The sequence below is a fragment of the Amycolatopsis nigrescens CSC17Ta-90 genome (assembly GCF_000384315.1).
Lineage (GTDB): Bacteria > Actinomycetota > Actinomycetes > Mycobacteriales > Pseudonocardiaceae > Amycolatopsis > Amycolatopsis nigrescens.
The window spans coordinates 3,690,619-3,709,205 of the sequence record NZ_ARVW01000001.1 but is presented as its reverse complement, the minus strand read 5'-3'; the positions used below and the strand labels follow the sequence as shown (position 1 = coordinate 3,709,205).

General features: G+C 70.1%; 17 protein-coding genes. 5 read left to right on the top strand and 12 right to left on the bottom strand.

The genetic code is table 11. The features are described from left to right. The first annotated feature begins 122 nt into the window (after positions 1–122). The gene (locus tag AMYNI_RS44745) at positions 123–296 is read left to right on the top strand and encodes a CsbD family protein (RefSeq protein WP_020669291.1); all 174 of its coding nucleotides are present in this window, start codon (positions 123–125) and stop codon (positions 294–296) included. 52 nt (positions 297–348) lie between these two features. On the opposite strand, the gene pyrE is transcribed toward AMYNI_RS44745, so the two are convergent. Beyond that, positions 349–912 carry an orotate phosphoribosyltransferase gene (gene pyrE / locus AMYNI_RS0117335; protein WP_020669290.1) on the bottom strand — a complete coding sequence of 188 codons (564 nt, stop codon included), beginning with the start codon at positions 910–912 and terminating at the stop codon, positions 349–351. Between the two features lie 48 nt (positions 913–960). Then, positions 961–1,728, bottom strand: a complete 768-nt coding sequence (locus AMYNI_RS0117330; protein WP_020669289.1) for an SDR family NAD(P)-dependent oxidoreductase — start codon at positions 1,726–1,728, stop codon at positions 961–963. A gap of 200 nt (positions 1,729–1,928) precedes the next feature. Between AMYNI_RS0117330 and AMYNI_RS0117325 the strand changes: the two genes are divergently transcribed. Further along, a complete protein-coding gene (locus tag AMYNI_RS0117325; RefSeq protein WP_020669288.1) occupies positions 1,929–3,383 on the top strand; it encodes a hypothetical protein in 1,455 nt (484 codons plus the stop codon). Positions 3,384–3,452: 69 nt separating this feature from the next. Here the strand turns inward: AMYNI_RS0117325 and AMYNI_RS0117320 are convergent, their stop codons facing one another. After that, the gene (locus AMYNI_RS0117320; protein ID WP_020669287.1) at positions 3,453–4,235 is read right to left on the bottom strand and encodes a type III secretion system chaperone family protein; all 783 of its coding nucleotides are present in this window, start codon (positions 4,233–4,235) and stop codon (positions 3,453–3,455) included. 79 nt (positions 4,236–4,314) lie between these two features. Next, on the bottom strand, positions 4,315–6,912 hold the full coding sequence (clpB, locus tag AMYNI_RS0117315; protein WP_020669286.1) for an ATP-dependent chaperone ClpB: 2,598 nt from the start codon (positions 6,910–6,912) through the stop codon (positions 4,315–4,317). A gap of 107 nt (positions 6,913–7,019) precedes the next feature. On the opposite strand from clpB, the gene AMYNI_RS0117310 reads away from it, so the two are divergent. After that, positions 7,020–7,538 carry a P-loop NTPase family protein gene (locus tag AMYNI_RS0117310; protein WP_020669285.1) on the top strand — a complete coding sequence of 173 codons (519 nt, stop codon included), beginning with the start codon at positions 7,020–7,022 and terminating at the stop codon, positions 7,536–7,538. A 123-nt stretch (positions 7,539–7,661) separates the two neighbouring features. Here AMYNI_RS0117310 and AMYNI_RS0117305 read toward each other — a convergent pair whose 3' ends face one another. Together AMYNI_RS0117305 and AMYNI_RS0117300 are read right to left on the bottom strand one after the other, a co-directional pair. Continuing rightward, the gene (locus tag AMYNI_RS0117305) at positions 7,662–9,758 is read right to left on the bottom strand and encodes an MFS transporter (RefSeq protein ID WP_051116522.1); all 2,097 of its coding nucleotides are present in this window, start codon (positions 9,756–9,758) and stop codon (positions 7,662–7,664) included. A gap of 26 nt (positions 9,759–9,784) precedes the next feature. Next, positions 9,785–10,273 carry a MarR family winged helix-turn-helix transcriptional regulator gene (locus AMYNI_RS0117300; RefSeq protein ID WP_020669283.1) on the bottom strand — a complete coding sequence of 163 codons (489 nt, stop codon included), beginning with the start codon at positions 10,271–10,273 and terminating at the stop codon, positions 9,785–9,787. Positions 10,274–10,623: 350 nt separating this feature from the next. On the opposite strand from AMYNI_RS0117300, the gene AMYNI_RS0117295 reads away from it, so the two are divergent. Both AMYNI_RS0117295 and AMYNI_RS0117290 read left to right on the top strand, forming a co-directional pair. Further along, on the top strand, positions 10,624–11,802 hold the full coding sequence (locus tag AMYNI_RS0117295) for a globin domain-containing protein (protein WP_020669282.1): 1,179 nt from the start codon (positions 10,624–10,626) through the stop codon (positions 11,800–11,802). A 30-nt stretch (positions 11,803–11,832) separates the two neighbouring features. Beyond that, positions 11,833–12,534 carry a dienelactone hydrolase family protein gene (locus tag AMYNI_RS0117290; RefSeq protein WP_020669281.1) on the top strand — a complete coding sequence of 234 codons (702 nt, stop codon included), beginning with the start codon at positions 11,833–11,835 and terminating at the stop codon, positions 12,532–12,534. A gap of 152 nt (positions 12,535–12,686) precedes the next feature. Here the strand turns inward: AMYNI_RS0117290 and AMYNI_RS0117285 are convergent, their stop codons facing one another. From AMYNI_RS0117285 to AMYNI_RS0117260, 6 genes are all read right to left on the bottom strand, one after another. Further along, positions 12,687–13,121: a heat shock protein transcriptional repressor HspR gene (locus AMYNI_RS0117285; protein WP_026360572.1), complete on the bottom strand. Its 435-nt coding sequence runs from the start codon at positions 13,119–13,121 to the stop codon at positions 12,687–12,689. Between the two features lie 2 nt (positions 13,122–13,123). Beyond that, a complete protein-coding gene (gene dnaJ, locus AMYNI_RS0117280) occupies positions 13,124–14,299 on the bottom strand; it encodes a molecular chaperone DnaJ (protein WP_020669279.1) in 1,176 nt (391 codons plus the stop codon). Between the two features lie 27 nt (positions 14,300–14,326). Then, a complete protein-coding gene (gene grpE, locus AMYNI_RS0117275) occupies positions 14,327–15,043 on the bottom strand; it encodes a nucleotide exchange factor GrpE (RefSeq protein ID WP_020669278.1) in 717 nt (238 codons plus the stop codon). After that, positions 15,040–16,923, bottom strand: coding sequence for a molecular chaperone DnaK (gene dnaK / locus AMYNI_RS0117270; protein WP_020669277.1), 1,884 nt, complete (start codon positions 16,921–16,923; stop codon positions 15,040–15,042). The genes grpE and dnaK overlap by 4 nt, the downstream gene beginning before the upstream one ends. A 180-nt stretch (positions 16,924–17,103) precedes the next feature. After that, entirely contained in the window at positions 17,104–17,778 is a 675-nt protein-coding gene (locus AMYNI_RS0117265) for a DUF4097 family beta strand repeat-containing protein (protein ID WP_020669276.1), read from the bottom strand. Between the two features lie 19 nt (positions 17,779–17,797). Further along, the gene (locus AMYNI_RS0117260) at positions 17,798–18,568 is read right to left on the bottom strand and encodes a DUF4097 family beta strand repeat-containing protein (protein WP_026360571.1); all 771 of its coding nucleotides are present in this window, start codon (positions 18,566–18,568) and stop codon (positions 17,798–17,800) included. Positions 18,569–18,587 lie beyond the last annotated feature (19 nt).

Sequence of the window (18,587 nt, the reverse complement as noted above, 5' to 3'; positions counted from 1 at the left end):
ACGGTCGAATTCGCGGTGACACCCATCACGGGGACATCGCCGTGCCGAACGGGCCGGTCGCGGGGTCCATCGACCAGCGGCACGCACTCCCGCGGTGCCGGGCAACAGGAGGAGGTACGGCAGTGTCATTCGGCGACAAGATCGGCAACAAGGCGGACGACCTCGGCGGCAAGGCCAAGGAGGCGGCCGGCAAGGCCACCGGCGACGAGCAGCTCGAGGGCGAGGGCAAGGTGGACCAGGCCAAGGCGGGTCTCAAGGACGCGGCCGAGAAGGTCAAGGACGTCTTCAAGAAGTAGCGGCAGGCGTGGCGCGAACGGCCGCCGATGCGGCCGTTCGCGCACGCGGGCTTCAGGACAGTCCGAGGTCGTCCAGGTCGAGCAGGTAGCGGTATTCGAAGCCGGCCCGCTCGATGGCCTCGCGGGCGCCGGTGCCGCGGTCCACCACGGTGGCCACGCCGACCACGGTCGCGCCGGCCTCGTTCAGCGCCTCCACCGCGGTCAGCACGCTGCCGCCGGTGGTGGAGGTGTCCTCGACCGCGAGCACCCGCTGGCCGGCCACCTCCATCCCCTCGATCCGGCGCTGCATGCCGTGCTCCTTGACGCTCTTGCGCACCACGAAGGCGTCCAGCACCACGTCGTCGGCCGCGGCCGAGTGCAGCATCGCGGCGGCCACCGGATCGGCGCCGAGCGTCAGTCCGCCGACGGCCACGAACTCCCAGTCCGCGGTGAGCTGGCGGAGCAGCCGCCCGATCAGCGGAGCGGCCGCGTGGTGCAGGGTGGCCCGCCGCAGGTCCACGTAGTAGTCGGCTTCCTTGCCCGAGGACAGCGTCACCTTGCCGTGCACCACGGACAGCTCGGTGACCAGCCTGGCCAGCTCCAGTTTCGCGCCTTGGTCCAAACCCGATTTCAGCACGCCGGAAGCCTCTCATATCCGCGCCCGGCGACGGCCCGACACGTCGGCTCAGATTCGCTCGCGAGCCGAGACCCGGCCGCCGAGCGCCCGCAGCACCGGCCGGGGCGTGATGCCGATCAACGCGACCATGGCCTTGTAGTGCGGTGACGGCACCGAGATCACCTTGCCGCGCCGGAGATCGGCCAGTCCGCCGCGGACGACCCGCGCCGCGCTCAGCCACATGAACCCGGGCACCGTGCGGCGCACCCCGGCGCGCTCGTGGAACTCGGTGAGGGTGAACCCTGGGCACAGCGCCATCACCCGGACGCCGGTGCCGCGAACGGTGCCGGCCAGTCCTTCGCTGAACGAGACCACCCAGTTCTTGCTCGCGCTGTAGGTGACCTCGTGGCCGGACAGGAACCCGGCCACGCTGGCCACGTTGAGCACGTCACCGCGCCCGCGCGCGAGCATGGCGGGCAACGCGGCCCTGGTCAGCTGGAGCACCGCGGTGACGTTCACGTCGAGCTGCCGTTGCAGCTCCACCAGGTCGGCCTCGGGGAACGGGTCGGCGATGCCGAACCCGGCGTTGTTCACCAGCAGATCGATCTCGCCGGTGGTGAGCCGCTCGGCCACCGCGGCCCGACCTTCGGCGGTGGACAGGTCGGCCGGCAGCGCCTCGGCGTCGATGGCATGCCGTGCGGCGAGCTCGTCGGCGATCGCGTCGAGCCGGTCCTTGGCCCTGGCGACCAGCACCAGGTGGTAGCCGTCGGCGGCGAGCTGGCGGGCGAACTCGGTGCCGATGCCGGCGCTCGCGCCGGTGACCAGTGCGGTGGGCATGCCACACGGTACCGCCATGACGGTCAGCCAGAAGTGCTACTGAAAGCACTGGTCGTGACCCAAATCACTTAACCCAGAGTGGTGATGCACCCCCTAACGTGCAACAAATTACGACGAGCAGTATCGTCAGCGCGGCCATTCGGAGTAACGCACGTCACTCCATTTGCCCCCCGATTCACGACCACGTGAGGACCCTTCCCATGGGGAAACACCACAGGCGGCGGGCGAGCCACCTGCCCAAGGTCGCGGCCGGCGCGGCCCCGTTCGCGCTGCTGCTGGCCGGTCCCGCCACCGGATGGGCGGCCACCGCCCCGGCCCCCTCCGGAGACCAGCACGAAAGTTCCTACCTGTCCGACTTCGACTCCGGCCACGCCACCGCCGGCCATGCCGGTGCCACCGACTACGTGTCCTTCATCAAGGGCTACGTGGCCGCGATGAACCACGACGTTTCCACCGCCGATTTCGACGGCGGCCAAGCGGTCGCCGACACCAGCCAGTCGCTCGACGGCGCGCTCGACGCGGCCGACCAGACCACCGTCGGCACGGACGGCAGCACCGACTCGAACTCCTTCGCCCAAGGGCTCATCGCGGGTACCGAGGCGCAGCGGGAAACCGTGCAGTACGGCGACTTCACCGCGATGCACGACGCGGCGGAGAGCGGCGAGGCGGTGTTCGAGGCGGCGCGCGAGTTCCAGTCCACCCCGCAGGGCGCGGTGCGCGCGGCGCAGAGCCTGACCGGCGCCTCGACCGCCGACCGGGCGAGCAGCGAGCTGCTCGGCCACGGCGACCACAGCGTGCTGACCAGCAACGCCCAGCACCTGGAGCAGGCCGCCGCACGCGACGAGTCGGCCGCCTTCGATCCGGTGAGCGGCACGCTGGACCTGACGTCCGAGGAAAGCGGGCAGGCGGCGGGCTCGGACGCGAGCCATCACCTGGTGCAGCTCGGCCGGGACTTCACCACCGTGACCTCCGCCGCCGAACAGGCGGAGGGCGGGTTGACCAGGACCGCCGGGTTCACCGGCGACGAGAACGGAAACGCGCAGGGGTATGCCGGTATGGACGGTGACGGAACCTTCACCAGGACGGCCGCGCAGGCGGTGCAGGCCGGCGACTCGACCGGAGTGATCGGCTCGGACCAGGCCGGCAAGGGAGCCTTCACCGGCACCCTGGAAAGCGTGCGGGACGAGAACGGCACCGTCACCACGGCCGCCGCCGGTGCCGCCGACGGCGTCTTCGCGCAGGAGAACAGGGCGAGCGGCAAGCTCGGCCCGCTCAGCGCGGCCGGCATTTCCCAGCAGGTGGCCAAGGGCGAGGTGGCCGGCACGGGGGAAAGCACGGTGAACCCGGCCGACGGCAAGACCTCGGGCAGCGCGGAGGGTGTCGCCGAGGGCTCGGCCGCCGACCACACCGGCGGCGAGATCGGCGTCGACGGCGTGCTGAAGCTCAGCGGCAGCGCGAAGACCGAGGCGTCCGGCAGCACGAGCTTCGAGCAGAACAACAGCTACGGCTGGCCGGAGGAACCGGTCACCCGGCACTCCGGCTCGTTCTCGCACCAGAACGAGGCGAGCGTGGAACTGCTCGGCGGGCAGCCGGTCGGCGGCGGGCTGGAGATCAGCGCGCCACCGCTGGCCGTCACCCCCGGGCTGACCTACTGAGACCACAGCGGAACGGCGAAAGGCCCCCACCTCCGGCGCGGAAGGTGGGGGCCTTTCGTTCGTCTTGAGCTAGTAACCGGGAGGCGGCTGGTGCTGCGGCAGCGGCTGCTCGGTGGCGCCGCCGCTCGCGGCGCCGGCGGCACCCGCGGCACCCGCGGCACCCGCGGCACCCGCGGCACCACTGTCCTGCTGCCAGTGCCGGCCGCCGCCGAAGTCCTCGTCGAACGGGTCGACGATGTCGGCGATCTCGCCGAGGTCGCGCAGCAGCCGCTCCAGCCTGGACGGCCCCACGTTGGGGGCCGCGCTGGCCAGCACCCATTCGTTCTCCAGCCAGCACACCCCGACGTCGCCGCCGAGCGCGTCCGCGGCGTCCACCAGGTCCTGGGTGATCAGCGTCCGCGCGCCCTCCGCGTCGTCGGCGAAGGCGTAGCGCTGACCGACCGGGCCGAGCAGCTCCGGCATCTCCGCGCGCTGGAACGGCACGCTGGCCAGCCAGAGCTCGACCAGCACCGGGTGCACCCGGTTGCAGCGGACCGCCACCACCACGGCCGGGATCTGGCCGTCCGACTCGATGTCGAAGACGAACACCGGGCGACGGCCGTCCGAGGTGAAGGTCGAACCCGCCACCACGTTGACCGCCGCCTCCGCGCCGAAATACCCGAGCGCACCACCGGACCACTGCTGCGGCAGCCGTTCGTCCTCTTCGACGAACTGCCAGCCGCGCAGGTCGGCCCAGCGCATTCGCTCACGGTTCCGAGAGCCTTCGCGCGCCCGGTCGGCGGCGAGCAACCCGAGCCCCGCCAGCAAGGCGACGGCGGCGATGACGAACCAGATCCACGCCGGAATACCCACGTGTAGAGGGTAGCCCTCGCCGCCGTCAGGCCAAGATCACCGGGCCGGTGTCCGGCCACCCGTTCGAGGGGTCTGCCGGCTACGCACGGGTAACCGTCAGCGAGTCCGAGGCTTCCAGCTCCGGAATGTCGACAAGTACCGTGTCGCCGTCGCCGACCGCTCCGGACAGCAGCTGCTTGGCCAGCTGGTCGCCGATCGCGGACTGCACCAGCCGGCGCAGCGGCCGTGCCCCGTAGATCGGGTCGAAGCCGTTGAGCGCCAGCCACTCGCGGGCACCCGGGGTGACCTCGAGGGTGAGCCTGCGCTGAGCGAGCCGCTGGGCCAGCCGCGCCACCTGGATGTCCACAATGGAGGTCAGCTGCTCGGTGCCGAGCGAGTGGAACACCACCAGGTCGTCCAGCCGGTTCAGGAACTCCGGCTTGAAGTGGCGCTGCACCACGGACAGCACCGCGTCGCGGCGCTGCCGCTCGTCCAGGTCCGCGTCCGCGATGGACTGCGAGCCGAGGTTCGAGGTGAGCACCAGGATGGTGTTGCGGAAGTCCACCGTGCGGCCCTGGCCGTCGGTGAGCCTGCCGTCGTCGAGCACCTGGAGCAGCACGTCGAACACGTCGGGGTGCGCCTTCTCCACCTCGTCCAGCAGCACGACCGAGTAGGGGCGGCGGCGCACCGACTCGGTGAGCTGACCGCCCTGGTCGTAGCCGACGTACCCGGGTGGCGCGCCGACCAGGCGGGCCACCGAGTGCTTCTCGGCGTACTCGCTCATGTCGATGCGCAGCATCGCGCGCTCGTCGTCGAACAGGAACTCGGCCAGCGCCTTCGCCAGCTCGGTCTTGCCGACCCCGGTGGGGCCGAGGAACAGGAAGGAGCCGGTCGGCCGGTCCGGGTCGGCCACCCCGGCGCGGGTGCGGCGGACCGCGTCGGAGACCGCCTTGACCGCTTCGGGCTGCCCGATCACGCGGTGGCCGAGCTCGTCCTCCATCCGGAGCAGCTTGCCGGTCTCGCCTTCCAGCAGCCGTCCGGCCGGGATGCCGGTCCACGCGCTGACCACGTCGGCCACGTCGTCCGCACCGACCTCTTCCTTGAGCATCACCTCGGCCTTGGCCGAGGTTTCGGTGGCTTCGGTGGCCGTGGCCAGCGCCTTCTCCAGCTCGGGGATCTTGCCGTAGCGCAGCTCCGACGCCCGGCCGAGGTCGCCGTCGCGCTCGGCGCGCTCGGACTCGCCGCGCAGCTGTTCCAGCTGTTCCTTGAGGTCGCGGACCTTCTCGATGGAGCCCTTCTCGTTCTGCCACCTGGCGGTCAGCGCGGACAGCGTCTCCCGCTTCTCGGCCAGTTCGCCGCGCAACGCGTCGAGCCGCTGCTTCGAGGCCGGGTCGCTTTCCTTCTCGAGTGCCATCTCCTCGATCTCGATCCGGCGGACCGCGCGCTCCACCTCGTCGATCTCGACCGGGCGGGAGTCGATCTCCATCCGCAGCCGGGACGCGGCCTCGTCGACGAGGTCGATCGCCTTGTCCGGCAGGAACCTGGCGGTGATGTACCGGTCGGACAGGGTGGCCGCGGCGACCAGCGCGGCGTCGGTGATCCGGACGCCGTGGTGCACCTCGTAGCGCTCCTTGAGCCCGCGCAGGATGCCGATGGTGTCCTCTGTGGACGGTTCGCCGACGACGACCTGCTGGAAGCGGCGCTCCAGCGCGGCGTCCTTCTCGATGTGCTGGCGGTACTCGTCCAGCGTGGTGGCGCCGACCATGCGCAGCTCGCCGCGGGCGAGCATCGGCTTGATCATGTTGCCGGCGTCCATCGCACCTTCACCGGTGGCGCCGGCGCCGACGATGGTGTGCAGCTCGTCGATGAAAGTGACCACCTGGCCGGCCGAGTCGGTGATCTCCTTGAGCACCGCCTTCAGCCGCTCTTCGAACTCGCCGCGGAACTTGGCCCCGGCGACCATCGAGCCGAGGTCGAGCGCGACCACCCGCTTGCCGCGCAGCGATTCCGGCACGTCTCCGGCCACGATGCGCTGGGCGAGGCCCTCCACGATGGCGGTCTTGCCGACGCCGGGCTCGCCGATCAGCACCGGGTTGTTCTTGGTGCGCCTGGACAGCACCTGCACCACCCGGCGGATCTCGGTGTCCCGGCCGATCACCGGGTCGAGCTCGCCGGCGCGGGCGCGCTCGGTCAGGTCGACGCCGTACTTCTCCAGCGCCTGGAAGGTGCCCTCCGGGTCCGGGCTGGTGATCCGCGCGGACCCGCGCACCTTGGTGAACGCCTCGCGCAGCGCGTCCGGGGTGGCGCCGTGCCGCTTGAGCAGGTCGGCGACCTGACCCCCCTCTGCTGCCAGGCCGACCAGCAGGTGCTCGGTGGAGACGTACTCGTCACCGAGTTCGGTGGCCAGCTTCTGCGCGTGCGTCAGCGCCTTCAGCGCCTGCGTGTCGAACTGCGGCGTGGCCACGGTGGCGCCGGTGGCCGCGGGCAGCGCCCTGGCGATCGGCTCCAGCTCCTGGCTTACCTGCTCGGGGTCGGCCCCGACCGCGGTCAGCAGCGGTCCGGCGATACCGTCCCCCTGGGCAAGCAGCGCGCCCAGCAGGTGCGGCGCCGCCACGTCGGGGTTCCCCGCGACGGTCGCCGCCTGCGCCGCCGACGAAATCGCCTGCTGGGTCTTCGTCGTCGGGTTGAAAGCGTCCATCCCTCACCTCAAGAGTCTCAAGTGCCTGCTGACAGCGTCTCGCATCTGTCATCGCTATGCATAACGTCAGAAAAGTTGAGTCTGTTCCGCTCAAGTCTGGAGATGTGATGGAGAGGGTGCTCATCTCGGGGCACAGCGGCGCCGGCAAGACCACTCTGGCTCGCCGGCTGGCCGCCCGCCACGGTCTGCCGCACCACGAGCTGGACGCGCTGCACCATGGACCCGGTTGGGTGAAGCGTGCGGAGTTCGAGGCGGACGTGGAGCGGTTCAGCACCGGACCGCGCTGGGTCACCGAGGACCAGTACCGCCGGTTCCTCGGTGATCTCCTGTGGTCCAGGGCGGACACCGTGATCTGGCTGGACCTGCCGCGGCGCACCGTGCTGGCGCGGGTGGTGCGGCGCAGCGTCTCGCGGGCGATCACCCGGCGAGAGCTGTGGAACGGCAACCGGGAAAGCTGGCGCGAATGGCTCAACCCGGACCATCCGATGCGCTGGGCCTGGTCGCAGTACCACGACAAACGCCGGCGCGTCATCGAACAGTCCGGCCGCCACCCGGGGATCCGGCTCATCCACCTCACCAGCGCCAGCGCCGTCCGCCACTGGCTGCGCTCCCTGCCGCCGTCCTGACCACGGGCCCCGCGCAGCCCCCACCACTCCCGGGGGGCGGCCCCGCTCCAGCCTATCGGCCGTCGAAGCCGGGGCGGCGGCATCGAGGCCAGTTGTCCACAGGTGAGGACAACTGTGCACAAGTCACCTGCGCTGCGGCTCCCTCGGCGGTGCGACGTGGTCGCGCGGGGCGGGCAGGCGAACGTCCACGACGGCCCGCGAACTGTCCACAATAGACAATCGAGTGGCGGACGGGTGGTGGCCGGCGGCGGTCACGGTGAGCGTGTAATGGCCATCGAGCAGGTCCTGGACGAAGTACCCGCCGTCGCCACCGCTCAGTCCGGAGCCGACCACGTTCCCCCTGGCATCGGTGAGCACCAGGGTGGCCCCTGGCAGCGCCCGCCCGTCCGCGGACCGGACCCGGCCGGTCACCCCGCCCGCGCCCGCCATCGCCAGATCACGGCGGAGCGGTGCGCCGTCCAGCCGTACCTTCACCGCGTCCGGGCGGAACTGCCCGCCGGCCGCGGTGATCAGCACATAGCTGCCGGCCGGGGCGTTCAGCCGGTAGCGGCCACCGGCATCGGTGCGCCCCCGGTCCACCTGCCGCCCGGCCGCGTCGGTCAGGGTCAGCGCGGCACCGATGATCGGCTCACCGGAGTAGCCGGTGACCAGACCGTGCACCTGCGACGCCGCCACGAGCTCGGGAAGCGACGGGCGCGCGGGCCCCTCGTCGACGTCTGCAGCGTCGATGTCCAGGGTGTCGCGCAGCGGCACCTCGCGGATCAGCAGCACGGCGAGGAGGGTGACCACCGCGACGCAGCCGGCGATCAGGAAGATCTTCCCGGTGGCATCCCCGTAGGCCGCCCGCACCACGGCCTGCATCGGGCCCGGCAGCGCACCGATGTTCAGCGTGCCCCCGCCGCCGTTGGTCGCCCCGCCCGCCTGGATCCCCATCGCGGACAGCGAGGACGTGATGTTCGCCGAGACCTGGGTGGCCAGCACGGCGCCCAGCGCGGACACCCCGGCCGAACCGCCCAGCGTGCGGAAGAAGGTGACCACCGAGGACGCCGAGCCCATGTCCCGCATGGACACCGTGTTCTGCACGACCAGCACCAGGTTCTGCATCAACGCGCCGACGCCGAGGCCCATCAGCGCCAGGTAGCCGCCCATCAGGGTCAGGTTCGTGTCGTGGTCCACGGTGCTCAGCAGGAACAACCCGGCCAGCAGCAGCACCGCGCCGCCGATCAGGAACGGCTTGGTCCGGCCGGTGCGCGAAATGACCTGGCCGGCGATGGTGGAGGACAGGAACAGCCCGAGCACCAGCGGCAGCGTCATCAGCCCCGCGTGGGTGGGGGAGAACCCGCGCGAAATCTGGTAGTACTGCCCGAGGAACACCGAGCCGCCGAACATCGCGGTGCCGACCGCCAGCGTGCCCAGCACGGACAGGGTGAACGTGCGGTTCCGGAACAGCCGCAGCGGCACCACCGGCTCGCTCACCCTGGTCTCCACGTACATCGCGAGCCCGAGCGCGAGCAGCGAACCACCCACGTAACCGGCGCTCGTCCAGGACGCCCATGCGAAGCTCTTGCCCGCCAGCGAAACCCAGATCAGCAGCAGCGCGACCCCGCCGACCAGCAGGGTCGCGCCCAGCCAGTCGATCTTGACCGGCCGCTTGACCACCGGCAGCTTCAACGTCCGGCCGAGCACCACGAAGGCCAGCACGGCGATCGGCACACAGGCCCAGAAGCACCAGCGCCAGCCGAGCGGGGAGTCCACGATCAACCCGCCGATCAGCGGACCGGACACGGTGGCCACCGCGAAGGTGGCGCCGATGTAGCCGGAGTAACGGCCGCGGTCGCGAGGCGAGATCATCGCCGCGATCACCACCTGGATCAGCGCCTGCAACCCGCCGAGACCGATGCCCTGCACCGCGCGGAACGCGATCAGCTCCGGCATCGACTGGGAGATCCCGCCGAGCACCGAGCCGACCGTGAAGATCACGATCGCCAGCTGGTACAGCAGCTTCTTGCTGAACAGATCGGACAGCTTGCCCCAGATCGGGGTGGTCGCGGTCGAGGTCAGCAGGGTCGCGGTGACCACCCAGGTGTACTGGCTCTGCGACCCGTCCAGATCGGCCAGGATGGTGGGCAGCGCGTTGGAGACGATCGTGGAGGACAGGATCGCCACCAGCAGGGCCAGCAGCAACCCGGAGAACGCCTCCATGATCTGCCGGTGCGTCATGCCGGCACCGGGCTCGGAAACCTCGCTCAAAGTCCCCCTTCTTTCCCTATTCTCTCGACCTCGCGCGCGCCCCCGAGCGCGTCGCGCAGGTCTTCGTTCATCGCGGTGATCCGCTCGGTCAGCTCGACCACCCCGCGGTCGTCCCAGGCGGCCAGCGCGCGCTGGATGAAATCCACGTGCATGCCGCGCCAGCGGCACAGCTCCCGGTACCCCTCTTCGGAGACCTGCACCAGCGCGGCGCGGCCGTCCTCGGGGGCCGGCCGCCGCTCGATCAGCCCCGCCGCCGAAAGCTGCGCGATCTGCCTGCTGACCACCGAAACGTCCACCATCCGGCGTTTGGCCAGCTCGGACGGGCGGCTCTCGCCGTGTTTGGCGAGGTCGGAGAGCAGCATCGCGGCGGCCGGGTGCAGATTCCGCTCGTCCTGCCACGCCTTGGCGATCCAGGCGTGCTGCAGCTGAGCCGACGCACGGAGCTGACGCATCAGCTCGAGGCTGACCTCTTCGGTCGGGCTCATGACCCGCCTCCTCAACGTCACAGCGTCACTTGGTTGTGTCATACAACTTTACGTCCAGGTAGTTGCGTAGGACAACTACGTAACTCGTGAGTTAGCACACCAGGCCGGTCCCGGGTGCCACCCGTCCGGAGCAACCTGATCGGAACAACCCTGGCGGCGGCTACCCTTCGACCTGGCAGGACCTATCCTCATGGCCGAAGCTTGATCAACGAGGTGGAATATTCATGAGCCTTCGAGGTGTGTGCGAAGCCGCTGGCCAGCATGGGGACGCGGGCCGTCCGGTCACCGCGGGTCGATGAATAATCGAGGCCCAAGATGAACGACCGGAGCCCCATGACCGCGACGCGCCGATGACCGCGGAATCCGTCACCCCCGTCCCCAGGTCCGGCATCCATCGGGAGGCCCCACCGGCGGTAACCGCCATGGTCCGGCTGATCAGGGACGCCTGGGCGAAGGCGGAACCTCAGATCCCGGAGATCTCGCAGTTCTTCTACGGGATGCTGTTCACCCTGGCCCCGGCCACCCGTGACTTCTTCCCGATCAACATGGAGGTCCAGCGCGGCAGGCTGGTGCGCGCGCTGGTGCACGTGGTGCAGATGGTGGACCGGCCGGACGACCTGGTGCCGTTCCTGCGCCAGCTCGGCCGCGACCACCGCAAGTTCGGCGTGGTCTCCAAGCACTACGAGGCGGTGGGCACCGCGCTGCTCGCGTCGCTGAAAAAGCACCTCGGTCCGGCGGAGTGGACGCCCGAGGTGGAACGCGCCTGGGCCGAGGCGTACACGATCATCGCCAGGTCCATGCAGGAGGCCGCGGCCGCCGACGACAACCCGGCGTCCTGGTCCGCGACCGTGGCCGAGCACCGCAGGCTGAGCTGGGACCTGGCGCTGGTCCGGCTGGAACCGGACCAGCGGGTGCCGTTCCAGGCCGGTCAGTACGTCAGCGTGGAGGTACCGCAGCGGCCGCGGCTGTGGCGCTACATGTCACCGGCCAACGCGCCACGCGAGGACGGTTCGATCGAGTTCCACGTCCGCGCGGTGGACGGCGGCTGGGTGTCCAGGGCGATCGTCAGCCATACCCAGCAAGGCGATGTGTGGCGGTTCGGCCCGCCGCTCGGGCGGCTCTCGGTGGACCGGGAGAGCGGCCGTGACGTGCTAATGGTGGCCGGCGGCACCGGGGTGGCGCCGATGCAGTCGATGCTGGACGAGCTGGCGCAGTGGGGCGAGAACCCGAAGGTGCGGCTGTTCTACGGCGGCCACACCCGCGAGGACCTGTACAACCTGGAGAACCTGCGCGCGCTCGCGTCCACCAACCCCTGGCTCACGGTGACCCCGGTGGTGGAGCAGGGGCCCGGCCTGGTCGGCTGCGAGCAGGGCACGCTGGCCGAGGCGATCACCCGGCACGGCGCCTGGCCGAAGCACGACGTGCTGGTCTCCGGCTCGCCCGCGATGATCAGGGCGACCGTGTCCAGGATGCTGGTGGCCGGCACCGCGCTGGACCAGATCAGGTACGACCCGTTCACCATCGACTGACGCGGCTACCCGCGAGTAGTCTCACCTCGCATGGAGACACGGATACCGACGGAAGACGGGTCGATCACCGGGTACCTCGCGCGTCCGGATACCGAAGGGCCGTGGCCGGGCGTGGTCGTGGTGCATGACGCGGTCGGCATGAGCGCGGACACCCGGCGCATCACCGACCGCTTCGCGGCCGAGGGCTACCTCGCCGTGGCGCCCAACCTCTACTCCCGCGGCGGCAGGCTGCGCTGCGTCAAGAGCGTGTTCACCGAACTCTTCCAGGCGAAGGGCCGGGCTTTCGCCGACCTGGAGGCGTCCAGGAAGCTGCTCGCCGAACAGGCGAACAGCACCGGCAAGGTCGGGGTGGTCGGCTTCTGCATGGGCGGCGGCTTCGCACTGGTCGCCGCTTCCGGCGAGTTCGACGCCTCCGCGCCGTACTACGGCCAGCTGCCGAAGAACATGTCCATTTTGGACGAAGCCTGCCCGATCGTGGCCAGTTTCGGCCGGAAGGACCCGACGCTCAAGGGCGCCGCCGCGAAACTGGAGTCGGCGCTCACCGAACGCGGGGTCACGCACGACGTGAAGGAGTACGCGGACGCTGGGCACAGTTTCGCGAACAAGTTTCCGGTCGGCCCGCTGAACCTGCTGCTCAAGGTGGCCGGGTTCAACTACCACCACGAATCGAGCGAGGACGCCTGGCGCCGGGTGAACGAGTTCTTCGGCGAGCACCTGGCGAGCGCCGCCTAGCTCTGGCGGCAGGGCGTCTCGCGTTGTCCACAGTTGCCCCGACCTGTGGACAACCGGCCGCGATGCCGGGTTGGCCGCCGCACAGGGCGATAGGCTGGAGCGGGGCCGCCCCCCGGGAAGGGTGGGGGCTGCGCTCTGGGGGAAACGTAAGGTCAGCGGCGGCGTTTGGGTTTCCAGACGACCAGTGCGGTCTGCTGGCGGATGGGTACCAGGTCCTTGCGGTAGGAGGCGTGCACCGCGGCGGTGGCCTGCTGTGCCGCGGTGTACGCCGCCGCGAGTTCCTCGGTCAGCTCGGCGAGCCTGGACCGCAGCGCGTCGACCTGGTTCTCCAGCTCGATGATCCGCTTGACCCCGGCCAGGTTCACGCCGTCCTCCTGGGACAGCCGCTGCACCTCGCGGAGCAGCGCGATATCCCGCATGGAGTACCGCCTGCCCCCGCCCGAGGTGCGGCCGGGGGACACCAGACCCTGCCGGTCGTAGGACCGCAGGGTCTGGGCGTGCAGGCCGGAAAGCTGGGCGGCCACCGAGATCACGAAGACCGGCGTGTCCTCATCGGCGCCGTGCGGAAGTCCAGGCCCACCAAGCATCACTACGTCCCCCGCTCCCGGAGCATCTCGGTGATCGCCGGCCGCGGATCGTGCTCGGCGGCCGCTTCCGCGTAGCCTTCCAGCGCCTTCTTCGCGACATCGTCCATTTTGGACGGTACGGCCACCTCGAGGGTGACCAGCAGGTCGCCCTGCGCGCCGTCGCGTTTCTGCACGCCCTTGCCGCGCACCCGGAGCACACGGCCGCTGGCCGTGCCCGGCGGCACCTTCACCGAGACCTTGCCCTCCAGCGTCGGCACCGTGATGGTGCCGCCGAGGGCGAGTTCGGCGAACGTGACCGGCACGCTGATGGTCAGGTCCAGCTCACGCCGCCCGAACACCGGATGCGGCGCCACATGCACCCGGACGTAGAGATCGCCGGGTTGGGCGCCACCGCGCCCCGGCTCACCCTGGCCGGCCAGCCGGATCCGCTGCCCGTCGTTCACCCCGGCCGGGATGCGCACGGTCAGCGTCCTGGTCCTGGTGCTGACCCCTTCGCCGGCACATTCCGGGCACGGGTCGTCGATGATCTTGCCGCGGCCACGGCAGTCCCGGCACGGCTCGGAGAAGGCGAACGCGCCCTGGCTCCGGCTGATCAGCCCGCTGCCGCTGCAGGTCGGGCAGGTCCGCGGGCTGGTGCCCGGTTTCGCGCCGTTCCCGCCACAGGTCGAGCAGGTGGCCGGGCTGGAAAGGCGCAACGGCAGGGTCGCGCCCTTCACCGCCTCCACGAAGTCGATCCGGACGTCGGTCTCCACGTCGGCCCCGCGTTGCGGCCGGTTCGCCGCACCCGCGCCACCGCGCTTGCCGAACAGGCCGCTGAAGATATCGCTGAACCCGCCGAAACCGCCCTGCTGCCCGGACTGGCCGCCGAAGATGTCCCCGAAGTCCATCCCGCCGGGACCGGAACCGCCGCCGGGGAAGCCGAAACCGCCCGCGCCGCCGGAGCCGAACAGGCGCCTCGCCTCGTCGTACTCCTTGCGCTTGCCCGGATCGGACAACACGCCGTACGCCTCGGAGACCGCCTTGAACTTCTGCTCCGCCTCTGTGTTGCCGGCGTTGGCGTCCGGATGGTTCGCCTTCGCCAGCTTCCGGTAAGCCTTCTTGATCTCGTCTGCCGTGGCATCGGAGGAGACGCCCAGCTCACGATAGAAATCCTTGCCGATCCACTCACGCGCACTCACCGGACGTCTCCTCCTTCCACCCTCGTGTTATTGCTGCGGTTTTTCATCAACGAACTCGGCGTCGATCGGCAGCTCGCCGCCGACCGGCGGGTCCACCGGCTCGGCGACCTGCTCGGCACCCGGCTCGTGATCGGTCACTCCGACCAGCGCCGCGCGCAGCACCCGGTCCCCGAAGCGGTAGCCGCGGCGCATCACCACGGTCACCGTGGGGCCCGCCACCTCGGGCGAGGTGTTGTGCTGCACGGCCTCGTGCACGCTGGGGTCGAAGGGCTCGCCCTCGACCCCGAACGACTCCAGGCCGGCCCGCTGCAACCCGGCGACCAGCTTGTCGGCCACCGCCTTGAAGGCGCCGACGAGGTCACCGTGCTGCTCGGCCCGCTCCAGATCGTCGAGCAGCGGCAACAGGTCGCCCACCACGGACGCCTTGCCGGCCTGCCCGACGGCCTCCCGGTCCCGCTCGACCCGCTTGCGGTAGTTGGCGTACTCCGCCTGCAACCGCTGCAGATCCGCGGTGCGCTCGGCGAGCTGCCGCTCGACGTCGGACTGCGCCGACACCGAGTCGTCCACAATGGACTCGCCGAGGCCGGGGCCGGCCGGGGCCGGCGCTTGGTCGGCCGGAGCCGGGGCGGGCTGCCGGCGCAGCTGCCCCGTCTCCGGGTCGATCTTGCGGCGATCACGTACCACTACCGGCTCCTCCGGGCTCTGCTGATGGCGCCCTTCGCTTCCGTCGTAGTGTTCGCTCACTTCTTGCCGTCCTTGCCGCTTTCGGACTCGTCCACGATCTCCGCGTCGACAACGTCGTCGGCCTTGGCCGAAGACCCGCTGTCCTCAGCGGCACCTGCGGCACCGGCGTCCCCGGCACCCTCGGCGCCGGCCTGCGCACCGGTGTTCGCGTAAAGCGCGGTGCCCAGCTCCTGCGAAGCGGTGTTCAGCTTCTCGATGGACTCGCGGATCTTGGTGCTGTCGGTGCCCTTGAGCGCCTCGTTGGCCTCGTCGATCGCGGTCTTGACCTTGCCCTTGAGCTCGTCCGGCAGCTTGTCCTCGTTGTCCTTGACGAACTTCTCGGTCTGGTAGACCAGCGTCTCCGCCTGGTTGCGGGTCTCCGCCTCCTCGCGGCGGGCCTTGTCCTCCTCGGCGTGCGCCTCGGCGTCCTTGACCATCCGCTCGATGTCGTCCTTCGGCAGCGCGGAGCCGCCGGTGATCGTCATCGACTGCTCCTTGTTCGTGCCGAGGTCCTTCGCGGTCACGTGCACGATGCCGTTGGCGTCGATGTCGAAGGTGACCTCGATCTGCGGCACGCCACGGGGGGCCGGCGGCAGCCCGGTCAGCTCGAACATGCCGAGCTTCTTGTTGTGCGCCGCGATCTCGCGCTCACCCTGGAACACCTGGATCTGCACCGACGGCTGGTTGTCGTCCGCGGTGGAGAAGATCTCCGAACGCTTGGTCGGGATCGTGGTGTTGCGCTCGATCAGCTTGGTGAACACGCCGCCCTTGGTCTCGATGCCCAGCGACAGCGGGGTGACGTCCAGCAGCAGGACGTCCTTGACCTCGCCCTTGAGCACGCCGGCCTGCAGCGCCGCACCGACCGCGACGACCTCGTCCGGGTTCACGCCCTTGTTCGGCTCGCGGCCGCCGGTCAGCTCCTTGACCAGGTCGAACACCGCCGGCATCCGGGTGGAACCACCGACGAGCACCACGTGGTCGATGTCGCCGACCGAGATGCCCGCGTCGCGGATCACGTTGTTGAACGGGGCCTTGGTGCGGTCCAGCAGGTCGGAGGTGATCTTCTGGAACTCCGCGCGGGACAGCGTCTCGTCCAGGAACAGCGGGTTCTTGTCCGCGTCCTGGGTGATGTAGGGCAGGTTGAGGTTGGCGCTGTTCGAGCTGGACAGCTCGATCTTCGCCTTCTCCGCGGCCTCACGGATGCGCTGCAGCGCCATCTTGTCCTTGGTCAGGTCGATCCCGTTGGACGCCTTGAACTTGTCCACCAGCCACTTGACGATGCGCTCGTCCCAGTCGTCGCCACCGAGGTGGTTGTCACCGCTGGTGGCCCGCACCTCGACCACGCCTTCGCCGAGCTCGAGCAGCGAGACGTCGAAGGTGCCGCCACCGAGGTCGAAGACCAGGATGGTCTGTTCCTTCTCACCCTTGTCCAGCCCGTAGGCCAGCGCGGCCGAGGTCGGCTCGTTGACGATGCGCAGCACGTTCAGGCCGGCGATCTGGCCCGCTTCCTTGGTGGCCTGCCGCTGAGCGTCCTCGAAGTACGCCGGCACGGTGATCACCGCGTCGGTGATCTCCTCGCCGAGGTAGGACTCCGCGTCCCGCTTCAGCTTCATCAGCACGCGGGCACTGATCTCCTGCGACGTGTAGGACTTGCCATCGATCTCGGTCTTCCAGTCCGTGCCCACGTGCCGCTTCACGGAACGGATCGTCCGGTCCACGTTGGTGACGGCCTGGTTCTTCGCCGGCTGCCCGGTCAGCACTTCGCCGTTCTTGGCGAAGGCGACTACGGACGGAGTGGTCCGGGAGCCTTCCGAGTTGGCGATGACCGTCGGCTCGCCGCCCTCCAGGACGGCGACGACCGAGTTGGTCGTGCCGAGGTCGATGCCGACCGCTCGCGCCATGATGTGTTCCCTCCTGATTTACATGCCTTTGAACTGCAGAGTCTCGCCTGCCTTGAGCAGGACTCACTCAGGTTCTATCTGGTCGCCCGCCCGCTCGTCAAACCAGACTTGAGTGGGCTGGACTCAACCTTCTGTATCTCCTAACGAGCCGGTTCGCGGAGTTGTTCCCGGCCCGTTCGATCAAGCCGGGCGGATCGTGACGTCGCCTGACTTGCTGCGCACGTCGAGCAGGTTCGGCGCGGCCGGGTCGCTCGGTATCGACACGTCGGACTTACCCGAGTCCACCTCGGTGCTCACCCGGTACGGCCCCTGCGGCACCGCGAGCACCACCGTGCCGGAGTCCGACCGCACGGTCACCCCCGCCGGCTGGCCCATGGTCAGATCGACGTCGCCGGACTTCGCCTCGACCTTCGCCGGGCCAGCCACGTCCCGCAGGTTCACCCGCCCGGATGAGGTCTGCAGGTCCACGCTGGCCGCGCCGCTGACGTCCACCAGGCCGGAGGACGTCAGCCCGACGACCGGCATCCGCTCCGGCAGCACCAGCTGGTAGTCCACCGAGCAGTCCGCGCCGCAGCCGGCCAGCACCAGCGAGCGGCCCTCGATCCGGTGCGTGCTGCCCGGCCGGTTGCCGTGGTAGTCGATCTCCCGCCGGAACGACACCGGCGCACCGGGCTCGACCCTGATCCGCACCTCACCGGCGGCAACGTCGAACCGGACGTCGCTGATCGGCTCGGGCACCGGCCTGCCGTCCGAGAGGTGCTCGGCCGGGCCGAAGTCGGAGCAAGCGGTGATGGTGAGCGCGCTCAGCGCACCGAGCACCAGGCCACCAAAGACCCGGAGTTCCTTTTTCCCCATGGTTGTTCGTTCTTCTCCCTTAGGAAGCGGTGACGCTGACGTCGCCGCTGTCGGTGTTCAGGTCGAGCAGGTGCGCGGCGGCACCGTCGACCGTGACGTTGATGTTGCGATCCCCGGAGTCCGAATCGCCCTGCACTCGGTAGCTGCCGCGCGGCACGGTCAGCGCGATCTCCCCGTTGTCCGCCCGCGCCTTGACGTCCTGCGGCACGTCGAGCCGGAGCGCGATGTCCCCCGAACCGGCCTCCACGTTCACCCGGCCGCGCAGCCCTTCCCCGCTGACCGCGCCCGAGTCGGTCCGCACGGTGGCGTCCTGGCCGATCGCGCTCAGCGTGACGTCCCCGGAGTCGGCCTGTACCTGCACCGGCCCCGCCACGTCCCGCACGTGCACCGAACCGGAGTCGGTCTGCACGTCGGCACGGGCCACGCCCTCCAGGTTGACGTCCCCCGAGTCGCCGTTGCCGGTCACGGCGGCACCGCGCGGCACCACGATCTCGTAGTCCACAGTGCACATCCGGCCGCAGTCGCCGAGCACCAGCCGGTCCCCGTCCACCCGGAAGCTGTCGCCCGGCTTGCTCCAGTTGAAGTCGAAGCGCTGCCGCACGGTGGTCTGCGGGACGTCGCCGGCGCGGACCGACACGTCCCCGCTGTCGTTGGCGATCTCCACGACGCGGATCGGCTGGTCGAGGTTGGCGGTGGCATCCGATTTCGAGGGCCACCACCAGCCGAGCCCCATCACCACGCCCGCACCGATCATCACGAGTCCCCCGATGGCCAGTCCAGGGCGTGCCATTGCGTCCTCCCCAAGCAGG